Below are 19485 nucleotides of genomic sequence, written 5' to 3' on the forward strand. Positions count from 1 at the left end.
CTTATGCCGAGAAGATAAAAGTGCCTTTTGGATCGTGACCGCCCTGACTGGGGATCAATACGTTGGCATCCATGCTCTTTGCGTCAACGAAGCTATGCGTCGCCGCATGCGCGACAAAGGTGCCGCTGGTGCCGTGTTCGATTCCACTGGCAGAGAACTTCGCGTAGCTGCCCCCGCCATTGATCACGACGTCTTCCTTGGCGGTAATGGTGATCGTATTCGCGCTCTGCGTAATGTTTAGCCTGGCTAGAAGATTGATGCTGTCCGACAGCGCTTCCATGTCGATGTTTCCTGCCGAGGCGACCATCTTCATTCCGGCCTTGTGCACGAACAGGCGGAGGGTCCGGCGGATACTGGCGAACAGGCTATCTCCGCTGGCGATTGACAGGCTACGGCCGGTCGTGAGCGCGGTATTCCCATCGCTGGCGATGTGCGTCGACCGCGCCGTCGAAGTCACGATGCCGGCAGGGCTGGACAGCACGAGGTGCGGTTGAGCCAGCTCCGGGAACTTGGCGTCGTCGGTCCCGTTACCTTTGATGCTCTCATTTTGCTTCTTGATGACGTCAACCACGGCGCCCTGCTGCGCCGGCGAATCTTGTGCACTGTTCAGCGTGGCCGTTTCCGCCAGGTTTTCGTGAATCTCGCCTGCTGCAGATAGGCGTTCGACGGTTTCGCCCATGTCCTTGCTGTGTAGGGCGGCATTGTTGCGCGATTCGGTCGTGATCAACATACCCATCGCCGCACGGGCTACTCCGTGCCCATCAGTCCGTAACTCCCACCCTTCACCGCGAGGGTCTTTCCTGCCGGACGTGTCCTCGATCCGTGTAATGTGCCCAAGCGACAACTGACTGCACTGATGATCGCTTTTCAGCTGCGCCTGGATCTTGCCGGCAGTATCGTCAAGGATCAGGTGATTGCCGCGCCGGCCGTCTTCGCCCAATTCCCTGCTGCGCAAACCGCTCAACGCCCGCTGGCTAGGCAATTGCCAAGGAGGCATGTGTTTGGCGTTGTACAGCGCCCCAAGAATCACAGGGTGATCGATGTTCGCATCCAGAAAAACTACCGCCACTTCCTCGCCCACCCGCGGCAGGCGAATATTCCCGAACCGGCTGCCCGCGCCCGGCGACATGACGCGCAGCCACGCGGAACTGTTCTCGTCGGAGTTGCCCAGCCGGTCCCAGTGGTGTTGGATCTTGACACGTCCGTAGCCATCGGTATGGATCTCGGCACCGGCGGGCCCGACCACGATGGCCGTCTGGATGCCGGGGTAGGTGCACGGCTGGCTGTTGTAGTGCCGGCCCGGGCGCCACGGGATGTCCTTGCGCACGCACCGGAAGGTGTTCTCGTAATGCGATGGCGCGCCCGGTCCGGCCTGGTAGTTGTTGCTGGCCTCGTGGTCGACGGACAGGATCAGGTAGTGGCGATTCCGGATGCTGGGCTTGGCCGGTTCGCCGTGCCTGGGCGACTGCAACTCGGCACTGAAGTGATCGGCCAGCTTGAAGTAGCGGCCCGGCTGGGCGGTCCGGTCGTTGCCGCGGGCTTCGAAGTATTGCCTGTTGGCGTCGCGCTCGCCCATGCGCTGGTAGGCGAGTTTTTCCCCCTCGTTGTGCGTGCGGAAACCGTACGAGCCCGTGTTCTCGTAGATTTCGTACGGAAAGACGTCGCCCTGGTCGTTCAGGGACTCGGCGGTCGAGCGCTGCGCAATCGGGTTCTTGTAGTCGAAGCTCACCAATGTCGTCTGGCCCGAGCCGATCCGGCGTACGGGACGCCATTCGCGGATGCCGTCGTCTTCCAGCGAGCCCGCCTTGTCGCGGAACGGGATCGTTTCCGAATCGTCGATGCCGGTCGGGTCGATGGGCCGCACGAGCGTCGTCCTGTCGTACAGCCACAGCGTGTGTCCATCCGCCCGGTGCTCGTAGTGGTACGCCAGCCCCAGCGCCTCCCAGCGGCGGTGCAAATGGTTGTAGTCGGTCTCGTCGTACTGGTTCGCGCAGGTCATCCGCGGAAATTCGTCGACGATGTGCGTGCGCCAGTCGGCCTGGCGGTAATGGGCGAAGGTGAGTTCGGTCAGTTCGATGACGCTCTTGCCGTGGAACGACACGTTGTCCTTGCGCAGCTTGGCGAATGCCAACCAGGGTTCGAGCACCATGCGATAGAAGGCGAAACCGCCGTCGGCGCGCAGGAACTGGAATTCGGTGACGTAGCCGTTGAAGTAGCGCAATGAGCCGTCTTCGCGCACGACGGATATCGTCACCATCCTGGCCATCATCGACTTCAGGGGGAGCTGCGCGTCATCGGACAGGAGTTCGACGTCGAAGCGGAAGCAGCGCGAGATTTCCTCGTGTGCGCTCAGTCGGTTGGGCAGGAGGATGGCGTCCGGTCCGTCGCCGCGTGGGAAAGCCAGGCGTATCAAGCGGTCGTGCTGCGCACCGAGACCGAACGCCGATAGCGCGGCGCCCGCCGCGATCGCTTGGCTCCCATCCATGTCTCGCCTCCGATGGTTGATCAGGTATCCGGTTTCCGTCGGTTAACGTAACCAATAGGTCTGGGGCGATCTTGATAAAGAGCAAGACCTGGGATTCTGCTGCGCGACCGATTGTCCCTGCATCCTCGAGCGATGAATTAACATAAGCGGCATGAAATCCGAAACAATCGATATGAACGACCGCAAGCCGCAATCCGACGCCGGCCGTATTTTGCGCTTCTGGCACCAGGTTGAATTTTTCATCCCATTTGACCTCGAACAGCAGGTCATGGAAGCGCACGACGCGGAATGGGCCGTTCAGACCTGGTCCGTGGCCGCCTTGCGGCGCGCGGAACGTCCCCTATGGCAGCCGTGCCTGCCGCCTGGGCGCGAGCTCACCGGCTTCGACGTGTATTTCGGCGTGTTCGACAAGTCGCTCCTCGCCGAGGTGACGCGGCAGGTGTTGCGCGCGTCACCGACGGAAGGCGAAACCGTCGAGCAGGACGAGCGCGGCGCGTTGGAGGGTCTGACCTGCATGGCGAAACTCAGGATCGGGCCGGCCGGCGAACCCGGGTTGGACGACGTTTCCGTTTCTACTGCGCCGTGGGCGTTGGGGCGGATACAACGGGCCGGTCGGCTGGACGCGCTGGATTTCGATGCCTTCCAGGCCGGCATCGAGGATCTCAAGGAATCGCTGCGGGAATTCCGCCGCGCGCGGCCGACGGCGTGGGCGCGGGAGGCGGGCACCGGCGAGTCCGTCATGATGCCGGTTCCCCTTTCTGCGCAAGAACTGCTGACGTTGCAGGCGGTGTTCGAAGACTGGACGGGATTCGCGCCCGCGGCCGGGCGCGACGGTATCGCGGCCATCGTCATCCGGGCCCGCAGCGTCGAAGAAAATCCGAAAAAGCGGCAGGCGAATGCGAAGGCTTCCGCGGAGCGCGGCGGCGGACCGCGTGTCGCATCGGACGACGAGGACGACGAGGACGCCGCCGGCGGCGCGGACGAGATCGAAGTCGAGATCCTCAACAGTTTTTTTGCCAAGGATATCGAGCGCGCTATCGCCTCGCTGGAGCGCGGCACGGCGAGCCCGGCGTTGCATGCCTATCTCGCGCCGCTGCCCCAGGAGCGGCGCCTCGACTTGTACACGGCGCCCGGCAGGGAGGCGATGCTCGCGGCGCTTGCGCCGGCACGGCTGCCGTCCGCCCACTGGCCCGGCGAACCCGCGCATGCGATGAGCTTGATGCAGCAGTTCGCCATCAACGGTCTGTTCGAACGGCTCGAATCCGGCGGCGTCTTTTCCGTGAACGGACCGCCCGGCACCGGCAAGACGACGCTGCTGCGCGACGTGTTCGCCGAACTGATCACGCGGCGCGCCCGCGCGCTGGCGGGTCTCGCACGCGCGGGCGAGGCCTTCGCCGACGTCGTGCAGGTCGATTTCCAGAACGGGGGGAGTTGCGCCGTCGCGCGCCTGCGGCCGGAACTCGCCGGCTTCGAAATGGTGGTCGCGTCGTCCAACAACGCGGCCGTCGAGAACCTCTCGCGCGACCTGCCCAAGTCGAAGGCGTTGGGGAAGACGGGCAAGACGCCCTGGCGTGACGCGCAAGGCGGCGCGCGGGCGGGCTACCTCAGGACGGTGGCGCACAACATCGCCGCGCGCACCGCCAAGGGTGACTATGCCAAGCTCGGTGCGGACGATGCCCCCTGGGGACTGGTCGCCTGCGCGCTCGGCCGCAAGGGCAATCGCACCGGCTTCGCGTTCCGCCTGGCGGCCGATGCGAAGCGGGCGGAATGGCCCGTCAAGGGTTTCGACCCCGACGTTCATCAATCGATCTGGACGTGGCGCGAAAAATATTCGGGCCCCAGTTTCGCCGAGGCGCGCGCGGCGTTCGCAGCGGCCGACCGGGCGGTCGCGCAACGCATTGCGCTGCTCGATCGATATGCGGCCCTCAGCATGCGGCTGCGTGGCCGCACCCGGGCCGCGTTTTGCGCCGACGCCGACGAACGGCGGACGCATGCGGCACAGGCCCACGAAGCCGCGCAGGCGGCGCTCGCGCAGCTCGACGATGAACAGGCATTGTGTACGCGCCAGCTCGACTCGCTGCGTGAGGAACTCCGTCTGGCCGAACGGATGCGCCCCGCATGGTGGGTGCGCTGGTTGCGGCGCGAGCGCGAGCAGGTGTTCCAGGCCGAGCAGGCCGACAACCTGCGCCAGCAGCGCGAGTGGCTGGCGCGCAGGCGCGCCGTCGACACCGCGATCGCCGACGGCCGCCGCCGCGTCCAGGATGCCTCCGCGGACCACGCCCGGGCGCAGCGCGAGTTGGCAGAGCGGGAGCAGGAATGGGAGGTACTCCAGCGCGAACGCGATGCATTGGCCGGGCAGTTCCCGGGGATGGATGGGCCCGACGATGCCGCCGCGCTGGAGGAGCCCGGCTGGCAGATCCAGGGACTCTGGCATGACGAAACGGTCAACGCGCTGCGCTCGTCACTGTTCGTCGCGGCGCTGGCGCTGCATGAGGCGTGGCTCGCCGAAGTCCTGCAAAACGGGGGCGGGTTCGGCGGCAACCTGGTGGCAGTCACCCGCATGCTGGGCGGCAAGCGGCTGCTGCAGAGCGAACATGCGCAGGCCATCTGGCAAAGCCTGTTCATGGTCGTGCCGGTGGTGTCCAGCACGTTCGCGTCGATTGCGACACAGTTCCGCGACCTGGGCCCGGACAGCCTTGGCTGGCTGTTCATCGACGAGGCGGGCCAGGCGGTGCCGCAGGCGGCGGTGGGGGCGCTGTGGCGTTCCAGGCGCGCCGTCGTGGTGGGCGATCCGCTGCAGATCGAGCCCGTGTTCACCGTACCCATCAAGTTGATCGAGGCGCTGGCCCGGACCGCGCGACTTCCCGCCGGACAACCGGTCGAGCCGCACCTGGCGTCGGTGCAGAACCTGGCCGATGAGGCGAATGGGCTGGGTGCGCGAATCGAGGCCGATGGCACGAACCAGTGGATCGGCAGTCCGCTGCGGGTGCACCGGCGCTGCGTCGATCCGATGTTCACGATCGCGAACCAGATCGCCTATCGCGGCAAGATGATCTATTTCGACCAGCACGACCCGGCGCTGCGCCTGCCGCCGCCCGACAGCCTCGACGTCGGCCCCAGCGCGTGGGTCGACATCGGCGGCGTGGCTCAGGACAAGCAGGCCGTTCCGGAGCAGATCGAACTGGTGTGCAGGGCCATCGTGGAACTCAGCCTGCGCACGGGCGGGTTGCCCTCCCTGTACGTGATTTCGCCGTTCCGGCGCATCAAGGAGGCGTTGGCACGCAGGCTCGTGAATGCCGCTGTCTGGCCGGCCGGCAGCCAGCCGCCGGCGCGCACGTTGCGCGACTGGTGCCGGACACGCATCGGCACGGTCCACACGTTCCAGGGCAAGGAAGAAAGCATGGTCTGGATGGTGCTGGGATGCGATGCCGCCACGCGTGGTGCGGCCGTGTGGGCGGCCGGCAAGCCGAACCTGTTCAACGTGGCCCTCACGCGGGCGCAGCACCGCTTTTTCCTCATCGGCGATGCCGGCCTGTGGGGTGGCTTGCCGCACTTTGCCGACGCCTCCGCGGCGTTGCTGCCGCGGATACGTCCCGACGTCTTCCTTCAGCGCGTCGGGATGGGAACCGCGGGGGCGGCGCGTGCGTCGGCCGGGACCTGCGTCAACGGGTAGCGGCCGCGGGGCGGGTCAGCTCAGCTTCTGCGCCAAATCCTGCGCCAACCCGCACATGGTCAACGTCGGATTCCACGACCCCGACGTCGGAAACAACCCGCCGCCGGTCACGTAGACGTTCTTCACCCCATGCGGCCGATAATCCAGGCCGACGACCGACGTGGCCGGATCCTCCCCGATCCACAACGCCGACGCCTCGTGCACGATGATCGGCAGGCGGATCTGCTGCCCGGCCGGCCGGCGCGCCTGCCAGAAGCCCTGTTCCGGCGCGCCGCCTTCGATCCAGTATTCGATCTCCGCCGCCGCATCCGCGCCCCGGCTGGCCAGGGCGGCGATGGTTTGATAGGTCGCTTCGTCGAGCACGTCCCACAGGTGCTGCTCGCGCGGGCCGGCCTGCAGTTGCACCGTGATGTTCGTCGTCGGGTCGGCGCCCGTTCGGGCGGATCCAGTTGTCGGGATTATTTTCTCCGACCTCGCCCAGGGTGGCGCACACGAACACGACGTAGTCTTCCGAGCCGGCCAGCTGCGCCAGCGACGCGACGGCCGCGGCGTCGGGGGCTTCGTAGGCGATGGTGGCGGCGTCGCGGGCCGGGTCGCTGGACGCGAAGGCGCTCACCTGCACGTGGTATTGCAGGCCTTGCTCGTCCTTGCCGTGCAGGTATTGCGCGCCCAGTTCCAGCGCGGCCAGGTCCTTGAACGCCGACCGCTTGACGCGCGCGATGACGTGCGACATGAAGTGGCCCGTGTAGCGCTTGCCGATGTTCGGCAGCTGGTCTCCGAAGGAGTTCATCAACAGGGTCGCGGGCGGGATCGTGCCCATCGCCAGCACGATGCGCGCGTTGCCGACGCTTAAGGGGCCGCGGCTCGTCTCGAGCGCCGTGACGGTGCCCTGGCTGTCGTGCAGCAGCCGCTTCACGATGCACTGGTCGACGAGCGCCAGCGCCTGGCCGTGGCCCTGCGCCGCGAGGGCCTGCTGGCGCTGCTGCAGGCCGAGCAGGGTGCCGACCGTCGCGTGCTTGTAGAACTTCACGCCCTGCCACTCGCTGTGGCCGACGGCCATCGGCGCCGGGAACGCGCCTTCGGCCGACGGCACGAAGCGTTTGAAGTTCTCGCGCAGGTTGGTGTCCAGCTGGCGCTGCAGGCTGCCGTAGACGCCGTCGTCGATGCGGTCGGCCGTCGTCACGTGCAGGAAGGCGCGGGCGCCCTCCCAGAAGCCGGGTTGTTGCGTGACGGCGACGAGCGCCCGCGGCCAGTCGCGCATCAGGGCCGGATCCGGGGCCGGGCACCACGCGCTCCAGTAGGTCGAGCGGCCGCCCAGCACGGGGATGTAGCCGGCCTGGAAGAACTTCGATCCGGTCGTCGCCATCGCCGCGCTGCGCGTCCATGGGTATGTCGTGCACGGGGAGGTGGTCGCCTGGAAGGCCATCGGCAGCATCTGGTAATGCACGGGCAGCCAGTAGCCGCCGCGTTCCAGCACGAGGATGCGGGCCTGTGGATTGCGCGCCAGCGCGCGGTCGATGAAGGCGACGGCCGTCGGGCCCGTGCCGATGACGATGAAGTCGTAGTTGGTCGCCTGGGCCTGCGCCCAGTCGGTCGTGAAGAAGGCGCTGGCGGCGATGCGGTCGGCGTCCGCCGTCTGCGGGCCGGGCACCGGATAGCCTTCGTTGATCCCGGCCGGCAGGCTGCCGGCCGTGGTGTAGAAACGCTTGTAGTTGGAGGACATGGTCTCTCCTTATTTGCCGGCGCGCGGCGCCGGTTTGCCGCGCAGGTCGAGGCTGTTCAGCAGGTGCGGCTTGTGCGTCGTGGCGCTGTACCACAGCGGCAGCGATTTGAAGGTCAGCACCATGTCGAAGTCGGCGGCGATGCTGCCCGCGTCCATCGGCACGTTGCCCTTGCGGTTCTGGAACCAGCGCAGCCAGTCCGGCGAACCGGGCGGCGGCGAGACGAGGTACTGGTTGTTGTCGACGAATTGCGGCGGCAGCTTCTTGTCGTAGGCCTTCGCCGGCAGCAGGAACGAGGGGCTGTTGTTGATCTTCCAGTTCCATTGCGCCGTGCTGTGGCAGCTCATGCATGACGAATCCTGGACGTTCTTGACCTGCTTCGTCGTGCCGCCGTCTTCGTAGGCGATGTCGTTCATGGCGCCGTCGTTCGGGCCGGACAGGCGGTTGCCCCAGCCGAACGTGGCGCCGCCGTACGCGGGCGCGGCGGGGTTGTTCCAGTTCTGCAGCAGGGGCGCGGCCGGATTGACCGTGCTGTTGGCCTGCGGGTCGTTGCCCCATTGCGCGCCCAGGACGACCATCTGGTCCCAGATGCCGTTCGGGCCGGGCTTCGCGTCCTTGTCGTAGACGAGGGTCGTGAAGACCCAGCCCGTGTCCGGCGCGGACTGGCTGTCCTTGACGATGATGTCGAACTGCATCAGGTACGTGTTCGTCACCTTCGGCAGTGTCGTGTTGCCGCTCGTGGCGTTGGTGGTGATGTACAGCGGCCAGACCTGCGTGCCGGCCATCACGGGCCACACGTCCGGCCCGGCCGTGACGAACGCGGCCTTGACGATGATCGCGCCTTCCGCGAACTGGGTGCTGGACGACGTCACGTTCGGCTTCATGCCGGCGCCGGCCGTCCAGACGTGGTTCAGGGTCTGGGCCGCGACCTTGTCGTAATAGGTCAGCACATAGGTCGTGATCGGCTTTTTCAGGCCGCTGGCGGCGAACAGGGAGGCGTCCAGCGGGTTGCTGCCGACGTACATGCCGTGGATGGCTTCGCGTCCGCCATAGCTGCCGTCGGCGCTGCCCAGCCACGGTTCGTTGTACCAGCCGCGCCTGGCGGCGTCCCAGTGGGCGTAGTCGAACAGGAGCGTCCGCATGTCCCTCGACACCGCCGCCTTCAGCGCCTCGGCGTACACGCTCGCGTTCTGCACGGTGATCTGGCCGTTCTGGATCGCGGCGCGCCAGGGCATGGCCGGTGCCGCGACCTTGGCCGGGTAGGCGTGACTGAGCTTGAACAGCGGTCCGTGGTACTGGCTGGACGGCGGCAGCGCGCCGTTGTTGTCCGCGTACGGCGTCGGCACCGGGGCGGCCGTTGCGGTGACGGAGATTGCCGCGGCCAGCGGGATCAGGCACAGGCCCATGCTGAAGAATCCGGATTTCATGCGATGCGTCCCCTTTCGTCCAATGAGTTTGATTACTCTTGGAAACTAGCTCGCCGGAAATGTCACATCCTTGAAGAAGCGCAAGGATTTTGGTTTGCCCCATGCAGGGCGCTTGACGGCGCGGCCGTACGGCGGCGTCGGGGTGATGTCAATGCCTGAAACATTAAAGTTATGTAATGAAGGTGAAATACTTGTCAACTAATCTCCGGGCATTCCCACCGACCCTGGAGAGTTGACGCATGAACCCGAATCCCGACCTGTCCCGCCGCCGCCTGCTTCGCCTGATGGGCGCCACCCCGATGCTGCCGCTGGGCGCCGGCGGCGTGGCCGCGTTGATGGCCGGCTGCGGCGGCAGCGACAACGGCACGCCGACGACCACCGCGCCGACGCCGGCCGTGACCCTCGCGAGCGTGTCGTTCGGATCGATGGCGGCGCCGACGCTGGCCACCGCGGCCGCGATGGCCACGACGTCGGTCGCCTCGACGATGACGGTCAATTTCAGCGACAGCAGCAAGCTCGATTTCAAGCTGTCCTATCAACCGTTCTTCATCACGGGCGACCTGGTCGCGAACGGCAGCGGCGGCACCATCCTGGCCGGCGGCTACTACGACATCGACAACAAACCGATCGTCGACACGACCGTCGCCGGCAAAGAGCGCCAGTTCTTCTCGGACTCGCCGGACGGCACGTCCCTGTTGACCGTGCCGAACGCGAACGTGGCCGGCGTGAAGGGCAATCCGGTGTTCGCCGTCGTGCAGTTCGAGTACACGACATGGGCCCAGGACGGCAAGACGGACATGTACGGCAAGCTGCCATCGCCGATCGCCGTGCTGACGCTCGACCAGGACAAGACGACCGGCAAGCTGTCCCTCGTGAAGTACCACAACGTCGACACGTCCGGCGTGAACGGCCTGTGGATCACGTGCGGCGCCAGCCTGTCGCCGTGGGGCACGCACCTGTCGAGCGAAGAATACGAGCCGAACGCCTTCACCGCCGCCGGCGACGAGCAGTTCAAGGCCTTCAGCAAGAACCTGTACGGCGACGAGACGAAGGCCAATCCGTACAACTACGGCCACCTGCCGGAAGTGACGGTGAACGCGGACGGCACCGGCACCATCAAGAAGCACTACTGCATGGGCCGCATCTCGCACGAACTGGTGCAGGTGCTGGGCGACAACCGCACCGTGATCATGGGCGACGACGCCACCAACAGCGCCTACTTCGTGTTCGTGGCCGACAAGGAGAAGGACCTGTCAGCGGGCACGCTGTACGTCGCCAAGGTCGGCGCCGGCTTCTCGCTCGACCCGGCTGCCGCCGCTGCGCCGCTCACGTGGATCAAGCTCGGCTCGGCCACCAGCGACGAGATCCGCGCGCTGGCCGCCTCGCTGAAGGCGACCGACATCATGGACCGCGTCACCGCCGATCCGCAGGACGCGAGCTTCACCAGGATCGTCGTCGGCGGCAAGACCGAGTGGGTCAAGCTGAAGCCCGGCATGGAGAAGGCCGCGGCCTTCCTCGAAACGCACCGCTACGCCGCGCTGCAGGGCGCCTCGCTGGGCTTTACCAAGATGGAAGGCACGACCGTCAACCTCAAGGACAAGGTCGCGTATTCGGCGCTGTCCTACTGCCAGGGCTCGATGGTGGCCGGCAATGCGGCCAACGTGGCGGGCAACGGCGTCTCGATCCCGAAGGCGCTGAACGCCGGCGCCGTGATGGCGCTGAGCCTCAAGGGCGGCCAGAAGGACACGGCCGGCAATGCGATCAACAGCGAGTGGATGCCCGTCGACATCAAGGCCTTGCTGGTCGGCGAGGACATCGCGGCGGACGCCCTCGGCAACACGGGCAACCCGGACAAGATCGCCAACCCGGACAACCTCAAGTTCTCGGAAAAGATGCGCACCTTGTTCATCGGCGAGGACAGCAACCTGCACGTCAACAACTTCCTGTGGGCGTACAACGTCGACACGAAGCAGCTGTCGCGCGTGCTGTCGGTGCCGTCGGGCGCGGAATCGACCGGCCTGCACGCGGTGGACGACGTCAATGGCTGGACCTATGTGATGAGCAACTTCCAGCATCCGGGCGACTGGGTCGGCATCCATGCCAACGTCAAGGGCACGCTGGATCCGCTCATCAAGGCCAATTACAAGGACAAGTTCGGCGGGGCGGTTGGGTATCTGACGGGCGAACTCGCGCAGTTCAAGCTCGCCAAGGCGTAACGCAAGCGTGTGGTGGGCGCAGGGCGCCCACCCTACGGTAGGGTGGGCACCCCGTGCCCACCAAACTCAGAAGAGCCCAACGAACTCGCGCGCCGCCGAAAACGGATCCGGCGCCTGCACCACGCTGCTGATCGCGGCCACCATATCGGCCCCGTGCGACACGAGCGGCCGCGCGTTCGCCGCCGTCATCCCGCCGATCACCACCACCGGCACGCACAGGCTGGCCTTCGCCTCGCGCACGATGTCCGGCGACGTCGTCACCGCATACTTCTTCACCAGCGACGGATAGAAGCCGCCGAACGCGACATAGCTCGCGCCCGCGCCCTGCGCGCGGCGCGCCAGTTCCAGGTCGCCGTAGCACGACGCGCCGACGATCTTGTCCGGCCCGACGGCATTGCGCACGGCTTCCACCGGCGCATCGAGGCCGCCCACGTGCACGCCGTCGGCGTCGATGTCCGCGCACAGCATCACGTGGTCGTTGATGATCAGTGGCCGGCCGTGGCGCCGGCACAGCGCGAGCAGCGCGCCGGCCTGTTCGCGGCGCAAGGTCGGCGCCGCGTCCTTGTGGCGGTACTGGATCAGCGCGGCGCCGGCGCGCAGCGCCTGCTCCGTCACGTCCAGCAACCGGTCGGTGTCGTCCCAGTTCGGGGTCACCAGGTACAAACCTCGCATGTCTCTGTTCTCCTCAAGGATGGATGCGGCGCGGGATGCGCTGGCCGGGCGCGATCGCGTACGCGTGCGCGAGCGTGCGGTCGCACCAGCGCTGGCCGAGTTCGAGCGCCTGCGCCATCGAGTCGCCCAGCGCCAGCCGGGCCGCGATGCTGGATGCCAGCGTGCAGCCGCTGCCGTGGAATTCGCCGCGCAGACGCGGCCAGCGCCATTCGCGCGATCCCGCGGCGCTCAGCCAGCGGTTGATGACGTCGGCGCCCTCGCCATGACCGCCCGTGACGAGCACGTGGGGGCAGGGCAGCGGCGTGCTGCCGTTGGGAGCGACGCCCAGCGCCGCCGCTTCCGGCAGGTTCGGCACGAGCAGGGTCGTGACGGCCAGCAGCGGCGCGAGCGCGGCCAGCGCGTCGCCGCGCGCCAGGCTGTCGCCGCGGCCGCTGGCCAGCACGGGGTCCAGCACCACCGGCAGGTCGCGCCGGATCGCGCGCAGCATCACGACGATGGCGGCGATCGCCTCGGCGTTTTCCAGGCTGCCGGGAATGCCGATTTTTACCGCGCGGATGCGCATCGTCTCGGCCAGCAGCGCGGCCTGGCGCCGCAGCACGCCGGCGTCGACGGGGACGACCTCGCGCACCGCGTTGTTGTCCTGAACCGTCAGCGCCGTCACGAGTGGCAGCGCGTGCGCGCCCTGGGCGGAAATCGCTTCGATGTCGGCCTGGATGCCGGCCCCGCCCGACGGATCGAGCCCGGCGCACACGAGCACGCAGGGCCGCAGGTGGGACTGCATCAGATGCGACCCGCCATCGGCGACGACGGCGATGCCGCGAACTTGCGCGGCATGCGGCCGGCGAGATAGGCTTCGCGGCCCGCCTCCACCGCCAGGCGCATCGCGCGAGCCATCCGCACCGGGTCCTGCGCGCCGGCGATGGCGCTGTTCATCAGCACGCCGTCGCAGCCCAGCTCCATCGCGATGGCCGCGTCGGACGCCGTGCCGACGCCGGCGTCCACGATCACCGGCACCTTGGCCTGCTCGATGATGAGCGACAGGTTCCACGGATTCAGGATGCCCATGCCGGAACCGATCAGCGACGCGAGCGGCATGATCGCGGCGCAGCCGATGTCTTCCAGCATGCGCGCCTGGATCGGGTCGTCGCTGCAATACACCATCACGTCGAAGCCGTCGCGCACCAGCTCGCGCGCGGCGAGCAGCGTCTCCGGCATGTTCGGGAACAGCGTCTTCTCGTCGCCCAGCACCTCCAGCTTGACGAGCTTGTGGCCGTTCAGCAGCTCGCGCGCCAGCTGCAGCGTGTAGATGGCATCCTTCGCGTTGTAGCAGCCCGCCGTGTTGGGCAGGATCGTGTAGCGCGACGGCGGCACCACGTCGAGCAGGTTCGGTTCGTTCGCGTGCTGGCCGATGTTCACGCGGCGGATCGCCACCGTGATGATGTCGGCCCCCGACGCTTCGGTCGCTTCTCGCGTCTGTTCCAGGTCGCGGTATTTGCCGCTGCCCACCAGCAGGCGCGAGTTGTATTCCTTGCCGGCGATGGTCAAAGGCCGGTCCGCATGCGTTGTCGTCATGTCGTATTCCTTTCGATATCAGGGATCAGCCGCCGCCGATGGCGCGCACCACGTCCACGCGGTCGCGCGCGGAAAGTAGCGTGTCGCGCCAGCGCTCGCGCGGCACGACCTGGCGGTTCACGGCCAGCGCGAGCTTCTGTCCGGCGAGGCCCAGCGACTCGACGAGGTCGTGCAGGCTGGACTCGCCCGGCAGCGTGTGCGCGGCGCCGTTCAATTCGATTTCCAGCACGGCGTCACTCCTTGTGATACAGCTCGGCGCCGCGCTTCATGAACTCGACGGCTTTCACCTGCATGCCCTGTTCCAGCGCGGCGCCCTCGGCGATGCCTTGGTTGGCCGCGTAGTCGCGCACTTCCTGCGTGATCTTCATCGAGCAGAAGTGCGGGCCGCACATCGAGCAGAAGTGCGCCACCTTGGCGGAATCCTTCGGCAGGGTCTCGTCGTGGAAGGAGCGCGCCTTGTCCGGGTCGAGGCCGAGGTTGAACTGGTCTTCCCAGCGGAATTCGAAGCGCGCCTTGGACAGCGCGTTGTCGCGGATCTGCGCGCCCGGATGGCCCTTGGCCAGGTCGGCCGCGTGCGCCGCGATCTTGTAGGTGATGATGCCGTCCTTGACGTCGTCCTTGTCGGGCAGGCCCAGGTGCTCCTTCGGCGTCACGTAGCACAGCATCGCCGTGCCGTACCAGCCGATGTTGGCGGCGCCGATGCCGGACGTGATGTGGTCGTAGCCCGGCGCGATGTCGGTCGTGAGCGGGCCGAGGGTGTAGAACGGCGCCTCGTGGCACTGCTCCAGCTGCAGGTCCATGTTTTCCTTGATCAGCTGCAGCGGCACGTGGCCCGGGCCCTCGATCATCACCTGCACGTCGTGCTTCCACGCGACCTGCGTCAGCTCGCCGAGCGTCTTCAGTTCGGACAGCTGGGCTTCGTCGTTGGCGTCGTAGATCGAGCCGGGACGCAGGCCGTCGCCCAGGCTGAACGCCACGTCGTACGCCTTCATGATCTCGCAGATCTCTTCGAAATGCGTGTACAGGAACGATTCCTTGTGGTGGGCGAGGCACCACTTGGCCATGATCGAGCCGCCGCGCGAGACGATGCCCGTCAAGCGGTTCGCGGTCATCGGCACGTAGGCGAGGCGCACGCCGGCGTGGATGGTGAAGTAGTCGACGCCTTGCTCCGCCTGTTCGATCAGCGTGTCGCGGTAGATTTCCCACGTCAGGTCTTCCGCCTTGCCGTGCACCTTTTCCAGCGCCTGGTACAGCGGCACCGTGCCGATGGGGACGGGGCTGTTCCGGATGATCCATTCGCGCGTTTCGTGGATATGCTTGCCGGTGGAGAGATCCATCACGGTGTCGCCGCCCCAGCGCGTGGCCCACGTCATCTTCTCGACTTCCTCGCCGATCGACGACGTCACGGCCGAGTTGCCGATGTTGGCGTTGATCTTCACGAGGAAGTTGCGGCCGATGATCATCGGCTCGGATTCCGGGTGGTTGATGTTGTTCGGCAGGATGGCGCGGCCTTTCGCGATCTCGTCGCGCACGAATTCCGGGGTGATCTCGCGCGGGATGCTGGCGCCGAACGACTGGCCCGGATGCTGGCGGCCGATCATCTGCGCCATGCGCTTACCCGTGGGGCCGGCCGCTTCCAGCGCGGCGAGGTATTCCTGGCGCCGCAGGTTTTCGCGGATGGCGACGTATTCCATCTCGGGCGTGACGATCCCCTGGCGCGCGTAGTGCATCTGCGTGACGTTACGCCCGGCGACGGCGCGGCGCGGCTTGCGCTGCAAATGGAAGCGCAGCTCGGCCAGTTTCGGGTCGTTCAGGCGTTCGACGCCGTAGTGCGACGACGGGCCGGCCAGTTCTTCGGTGTCGCCGCGCTCGCGGATCCAGGCGGCGCGCAGGGGGCTCAAGCCGGAGCGGATGTCGATGCGTGCCTCCGGATCGGTGTACGGGCCGGACGTGTCGTAGACCCACACGGGCGGATTCGGTTCATGGCCGAACGACGCGGGCGTGTCGGACTGGGTGATCTCGCGCATCGGCACGCGGATGTCCGGGCGGCTGCCCGTCACGTAGACCTTGCGGGAATTGGGCAGCGGGGCGACGGCGGCGGCGTCGACGGTGGCGCTGGCGGAGAGGAATTTCGGATCGGCGTTCAAGTGCACTCCTTGTTGGTCACTGTAGATCGGCGATCCAGCTCAGGAGTGCGAAGAGGGGGGCGGGCGAACGGCACACGCGGAACTCTGTAGCTTCCCTTCGCTGGCATTATCCAGATCAGGTTCGGAGGGTATTTCTCACCCACGCCGCCGGTGACGGCGCAGGACCCCTAGCATTGATGCCGTTTCGGGTGGCGAAACGACGGGACGGAGTGTACGCGGGTTTTATGCGCTTTGCAAACGTGGCGCGAGACCGGCGATAAAGCGCCGGATCGCATGCGCGACGGCGTCCGGCGCCTCCAGCGGCAGCAAGTGGCCGCGTCCGGGCACGGTTTCCAGCACCGCGTGCGGGATGAACGGCAGCAGGTGCGTGAGCAGCGCCGCCGGCGGATCGACGCGGTCCAGTTCGCCGGAAACGACGGTCACCGGCACGGCGATCCGGCGCGCCCGGTCCGTGATGTCTTCCGCCATCGCGCCGTGCGGCCACGCCCGTTTCGCGGCGGGCGCGCCGCGCAGGCTGTCTTCGACGACTTGGCCGCGCAGCGCATGCGGCAGCGGACCGGCCGTCAGCACGTGGTCGAGCGTGGCGTGGATCGAGGCCGCGTCGTCGTAGGCGCGCACCATGGCGTCGCGCTGCGCCGTGGCGAGCGGCAGGGGCAGCGGCGGCGACGGCGCCACAAGGGCGAGGCCGACAAGGCCGGCCGGGCTGTCGCTTGCCAGGTATTGCGCCAGCTTGCCGCCCATCGAATGGCCGACGAGGACGTAGCGCTCCAGCGCCAGCGCGCCGATCACGCCGTGCACGTCCGCCGCCAGGTCGGCCAGGCCGTAGCCGGCGTCGGGCTTGGCGGAGTCGCCCCAGCCGCGCAGGTCCACGGCCACGTGGGCGACATCGCCGGGCAGCGCGTCGGTCACGGCCCGCCACGTGCGCGCCGAGCCGCCCCAGTAGTGCAGGTAGAGCAGGGTGGTGTCGCCCGTGCCGTGGAGGTCCACGTTCAGTTCGATGCCGTTGGTCTTGATGTGCATTGCAGCTCCTGTGTCGATGGATGCGGCACTTTAGCTTGCTCGGATTCGTACGATAATCCGGTATTTCGTAGCATCATCTACAACCTCAGGTGGGAGATCGCATGGACCGGGTGACCAGCATGGCCGTATTCGTCAGGAGCGTGGAAGGCGGCAGCCTGGCCGCGGCGGCGCGCCATTTCGGACTGTCGCACGCGATGGTGAGCAAGCACCTGCGCGGCCTGGAGCAGAGCCTGGGCGTGCCCCTGCTGACGCTCACCACGCGCAAGCTCGCGCTCACGGAAGCGGGCGAAAATTATTTCCGGCGCTGCGTGCAGATCCTCGCCGACATCGAGGACGCCAACCGCGAAGCGATGCAGTTGCAGACCGTGCCGCGCGGCCTGCTGCGGCTGACGGCCCCGGTGGCGTTCGGCGAGCAGTACCTGGCGCCCGCGCTGGCGGCCTTCCTCGAACGCTACCCGGAGATCGAGCTCGACATCGAACTGACGGACCGCTTCGCCGACCTCGCCGGCGAAGGCTTCGACCTGGCGCTGCGCATCGGCCGCCTGCCCGATTCGTCGCTCGCCGCGCGCCGGCTCGGGGCGAGCCGCATGATCACGTGCGCGGCGCCCGCCTATCTCGCGCGCCGCGGCACGCCGGCGCATCCGTCCGAACTGGCCGGGCACCGCTGCCTGTACCTGAACGGCGTGACGACGCCGGGCGAGTGGTGGTACGAGGTGGACGGCAGGCAGACGACGGTGCGGGTCGACGGCCCGCTGCGCTCGAATTCGGTGGCGCTGGCGTGCCAGTCCGCGCGCCTGGGGCTGGGCATCGTGTTCGGACCGGCGTTCGCGCTCGAACCGGCGGTAGCAAGGGGCGATCTGGTGCCCATCCTGACGACGTTCGCCAGCGGCGCGCTGGACATCCACGCCCTCTACCTCAGCAAGCGCCACGTGTCGAAAAAGCTGCGCCTGCTGATCGATTTCTTGGCCAGCCGTTTTTCCCGGCCGGCGGACATCGACGGCGTTTGATGCGATACTGTCGGCGTCATTTTTTATCGTTCCGCATGCGCGACCCATGGCCATCCTGACCCATCTGCTCCTGTACCCGATCAAATCCTGCGCCGGCATCGCCGTCCGGTCCGCCGTCGTGAACGAATCCGGCCTGTATGCGCTGGGCGTGCACGACCGCGAATGGATGCTGGTGACGGAAGACGGCCGCTTCCTCACGCAGCGCGAGCATCCGCGCATGGCGCTGGTCCGCCCGCTGCCGGACGGCGACACGCTGCGCGTCCACGCGCCCGGCATGGACGACCTGGCGCTGCCGCTCGCGTGGGACGAGGCGGCGCGCAAGCGCACCGTGCAGATCTGGGACGACACGGTCGACGCCGCCGATTGCGGCGACGCGGCCGCCGCCTGGTTCTCGGCCGCGCTGGATACGCCGTGCCGCCTCGTGCGCTTTCGCCGCGACGTCGTGCGGCCGACGAGCACCAAGTGGACGAACGGCGTGCCGGCGCAGACGCGCTTCGCGGACGGCTATCCGCTGCTGCTGATCGGCCAGGCGTCGCTCGACGACCTCAATGCGCGCCTCGTCGCGGCCGGCCGCCACGCGCTGCCGATGGACCGCTTCCGCCCGAACCTCGTCGTCGACGGCCTCGACACCTGCGAAGAGGATTTCCTGGCCACGCTGACGGTGGGCGGCGTCGAAATCCGCCCCGTGAAGCCGTGCGCGCGCTGCCCGATCCCGTCCATCGACCAGGCGACGGGCATCCCGGGGCCGAACCCGCTCGACATCCTGCAGACCTACCGCGCCAATCCGCGCATGGAAGGCGCCGTGTGCCTCGGCATGAATTGCATCGTCACGGCGGGGGCCGGCAGCGAGCTGCATCTCGGCCAGGAACTGGCAACGGAAATCGCGTTTTGACCCACGGCGCCGCCGCGGTGCGCGCGGACCGTCCCCTGATCGTCCTGCTGCACGGCGTGGGCGGCCAGCCGTCCGACATGGCGTCGCTGGCCGACCTGGTCGCCGCGCACGACCCGGACGCGCGCGTGGTGGTGCCGCCCGCCGCCTGGCCCTGCGACCGCGGCGGCTCGGGTTTTCAGTGGGTGTCCGTGGACGGCATCACGGAAGACAACCGCCCGGCGCGCGTGCGCGCGGCGCTGCCGACGTTCGTCGGCGTCATCGAAGACCTGCAGCGCACGCACGGCGCGACGCCGGCAACGACCGTGCTGGCGGGCTTTTCGCAGGGCGCGATCATGGCGCTGGCCGCGTGCGGTGACCGCTTCCTCGCGCGCCACGTGGTCGCCGTCGCCGGCCGCTGCGCGCCGCTGCCGGACGCCTGGGAGCGGCGCACGATGGTGAGCCTCGTGCACGGCCGCATGGACCGGACCGTGCCTGTGCGGCACAGCGAGCAGGCGTTCGAGCGTCTCACCGCGCTGGGCGCGGACGTGCGGCTCACCGTCGTGCCGCGCGCCGTCCACCTGCTGGCGCCGCCGTTGCTGGAACATGCATGGCAGGCCATTTGCCAGTCATTCGCATGACATTCGCATGACATCTTGGCAATGTTATTAACCTAT

The 19485-nt window shown here is 67.5% G+C and carries 14 protein-coding genes and 1 riboswitch; of the genes, 5 read left to right on the forward strand and 9 right to left on the reverse strand.

What is annotated here, in order from left to right; all coding sequences use genetic code 11:
* Position 1: 1 nt before the first annotated feature.
* The gene (locus ISF28_RS28330; RefSeq protein WP_198120532.1) at positions 2-2485 is read right to left on the reverse strand and encodes a type VI secretion system Vgr family protein; all 2484 of its coding nucleotides are present in this window, start codon (positions 2483-2485) and stop codon (positions 2-4) included.
* Between the two features lie 151 nt (positions 2486-2636).
* Between ISF28_RS28330 and ISF28_RS28335 the strand changes: the two genes are divergently transcribed.
* The gene (locus ISF28_RS28335) at positions 2637-6158 is read left to right on the forward strand and encodes a DEAD/DEAH box helicase (protein WP_198120533.1); all 3522 of its coding nucleotides are present in this window, start codon (positions 2637-2639) and stop codon (positions 6156-6158) included.
* A 15-nt stretch (positions 6159-6173) separates the two neighbouring features.
* Here the strand turns inward: ISF28_RS28335 and ISF28_RS31335 are convergent, their stop codons facing one another.
* The gene (locus ISF28_RS31335) at positions 6174-6563 is read right to left on the reverse strand and encodes a GMC oxidoreductase (RefSeq protein WP_370663515.1); all 390 of its coding nucleotides are present in this window, start codon (positions 6561-6563) and stop codon (positions 6174-6176) included.
* A 1327-nt stretch (positions 6564-7890) separates the two neighbouring features.
* Positions 7891-9306, reverse strand: a complete 1416-nt coding sequence (locus ISF28_RS28345; RefSeq protein WP_198120535.1) for a hypothetical protein — start codon at positions 9304-9306, stop codon at positions 7891-7893.
* A gap of 239 nt (positions 9307-9545) precedes the next feature.
* On the opposite strand from ISF28_RS28345, the gene ISF28_RS28350 reads away from it, so the two are divergent.
* The gene (locus ISF28_RS28350; RefSeq protein ID WP_198120536.1) at positions 9546-11522 is read left to right on the forward strand and encodes a PhoX family protein; all 1977 of its coding nucleotides are present in this window, start codon (positions 9546-9548) and stop codon (positions 11520-11522) included.
* A gap of 66 nt (positions 11523-11588) precedes the next feature.
* Here the strand turns inward: ISF28_RS28350 and thiE are convergent, their stop codons facing one another.
* The 6 genes from thiE to ISF28_RS28380 form a co-directional block, all read right to left on the reverse strand.
* Complete coding sequence (gene thiE / locus ISF28_RS28355) at positions 11589-12194, reverse strand: thiamine phosphate synthase (RefSeq protein ID WP_198120537.1); 606 nt, start codon at positions 12192-12194, stop codon at positions 11589-11591.
* A 13-nt stretch (positions 12195-12207) separates the two neighbouring features.
* A complete protein-coding gene (gene thiD, locus ISF28_RS28360) occupies positions 12208-12975 on the reverse strand; it encodes a bifunctional hydroxymethylpyrimidine kinase/phosphomethylpyrimidine kinase (protein WP_198120538.1) in 768 nt (255 codons plus the stop codon).
* Entirely contained in the window at positions 12975-13766 is a 792-nt protein-coding gene (locus ISF28_RS28365; protein ID WP_198120539.1) for a thiazole synthase, read from the reverse strand. The genes thiD and ISF28_RS28365 overlap by 1 nt, the downstream gene beginning before the upstream one ends.
* A 25-nt stretch (positions 13767-13791) precedes the next feature.
* Positions 13792-13995 carry a sulfur carrier protein ThiS gene (thiS, locus tag ISF28_RS28370; protein WP_198120540.1) on the reverse strand — a complete coding sequence of 68 codons (204 nt, stop codon included), beginning with the start codon at positions 13993-13995 and terminating at the stop codon, positions 13792-13794.
* 4 nt (positions 13996-13999) lie between these two features.
* Positions 14000-15913, reverse strand: a complete 1914-nt coding sequence (gene thiC, locus ISF28_RS28375) for a phosphomethylpyrimidine synthase ThiC (RefSeq protein WP_198120541.1) — start codon at positions 15911-15913, stop codon at positions 14000-14002.
* A 75-nt stretch (positions 15914-15988) separates the two neighbouring features.
* A riboswitch (TPP riboswitch) is annotated at positions 15989-16092 on the reverse strand.
* Between the two features lie 43 nt (positions 16093-16135).
* Positions 16136-16933, reverse strand: coding sequence for an alpha/beta fold hydrolase (locus tag ISF28_RS28380; protein WP_198120542.1), 798 nt, complete (start codon positions 16931-16933; stop codon positions 16136-16138).
* Between the two features lie 101 nt (positions 16934-17034).
* Here ISF28_RS28380 and ISF28_RS28385 point away from each other — a divergent pair, with 101 nt between their 5' ends.
* From ISF28_RS28385 to ISF28_RS28395, 3 genes are read left to right on the forward strand one after another with little or no spacing between them, the layout of a single operon-like run.
* Entirely contained in the window at positions 17035-17940 is a 906-nt protein-coding gene (locus ISF28_RS28385) for a LysR family transcriptional regulator (protein WP_198120543.1), read from the forward strand.
* Positions 17941-17986: 46 nt separating this feature from the next.
* Positions 17987-18832: an MOSC domain-containing protein gene (locus ISF28_RS28390; protein ID WP_198120544.1), complete on the forward strand. Its 846-nt coding sequence runs from the start codon at positions 17987-17989 to the stop codon at positions 18830-18832.
* Positions 18829-19449, forward strand: coding sequence for an alpha/beta hydrolase family protein (locus ISF28_RS28395; RefSeq protein ID WP_198120545.1), 621 nt, complete (start codon positions 18829-18831; stop codon positions 19447-19449). Before ISF28_RS28390 ends, ISF28_RS28395 begins: the two co-directional genes overlap by 4 nt.
* Positions 19450-19485 lie beyond the last annotated feature (36 nt).

Source organism: Massilia rhizosphaerae, from assembly GCF_016093545.1.
Lineage (GTDB): Bacteria > Pseudomonadota > Gammaproteobacteria > Burkholderiales > Burkholderiaceae_D > Telluria > Telluria rhizosphaerae.

Excerpts from the sequence above, each read along its gene's own strand:
- ISF28_RS28330 (WP_198120532.1), bottom strand. The coding sequence starts at position 2,485 with ATGGATGGGAGCCAAGCGATCGCGGCGGGCGCCGCGCTATCGGCGTTC.
- ISF28_RS28335 (WP_198120533.1), top strand. The coding sequence starts at position 2,637 with ATGAAATCCGAAACAATCGATATGAACGACCGCAAGCCGCAATCCGAC.
- ISF28_RS28345 (WP_198120535.1), bottom strand. The coding sequence starts at position 9,306 with ATGAAATCCGGATTCTTCAGCATGGGCCTGTGCCTGATCCCGCTGGCC.
- ISF28_RS28350 (WP_198120536.1), top strand. The coding sequence starts at position 9,546 with ATGAACCCGAATCCCGACCTGTCCCGCCGCCGCCTGCTTCGCCTGATG.
- thiE (WP_198120537.1), bottom strand. The coding sequence starts at position 12,194 with ATGCGAGGTTTGTACCTGGTGACCCCGAACTGGGACGACACCGACCGG.
- thiD (WP_198120538.1), bottom strand. The coding sequence starts at position 12,975 with ATGCAGTCCCACCTGCGGCCCTGCGTGCTCGTGTGCGCCGGGCTCGAT.
- ISF28_RS28365 (WP_198120539.1), bottom strand. The coding sequence starts at position 13,766 with ATGACGACAACGCATGCGGACCGGCCTTTGACCATCGCCGGCAAGGAA.
- ISF28_RS28380 (WP_198120542.1), bottom strand. The coding sequence starts at position 16,933 with ATGCACATCAAGACCAACGGCATCGAACTGAACGTGGACCTCCACGGC.
- ISF28_RS28385 (WP_198120543.1), top strand. The coding sequence starts at position 17,035 with ATGGACCGGGTGACCAGCATGGCCGTATTCGTCAGGAGCGTGGAAGGC.
- ISF28_RS28390 (WP_198120544.1), top strand. The coding sequence starts at position 17,987 with ATGGCCATCCTGACCCATCTGCTCCTGTACCCGATCAAATCCTGCGCC.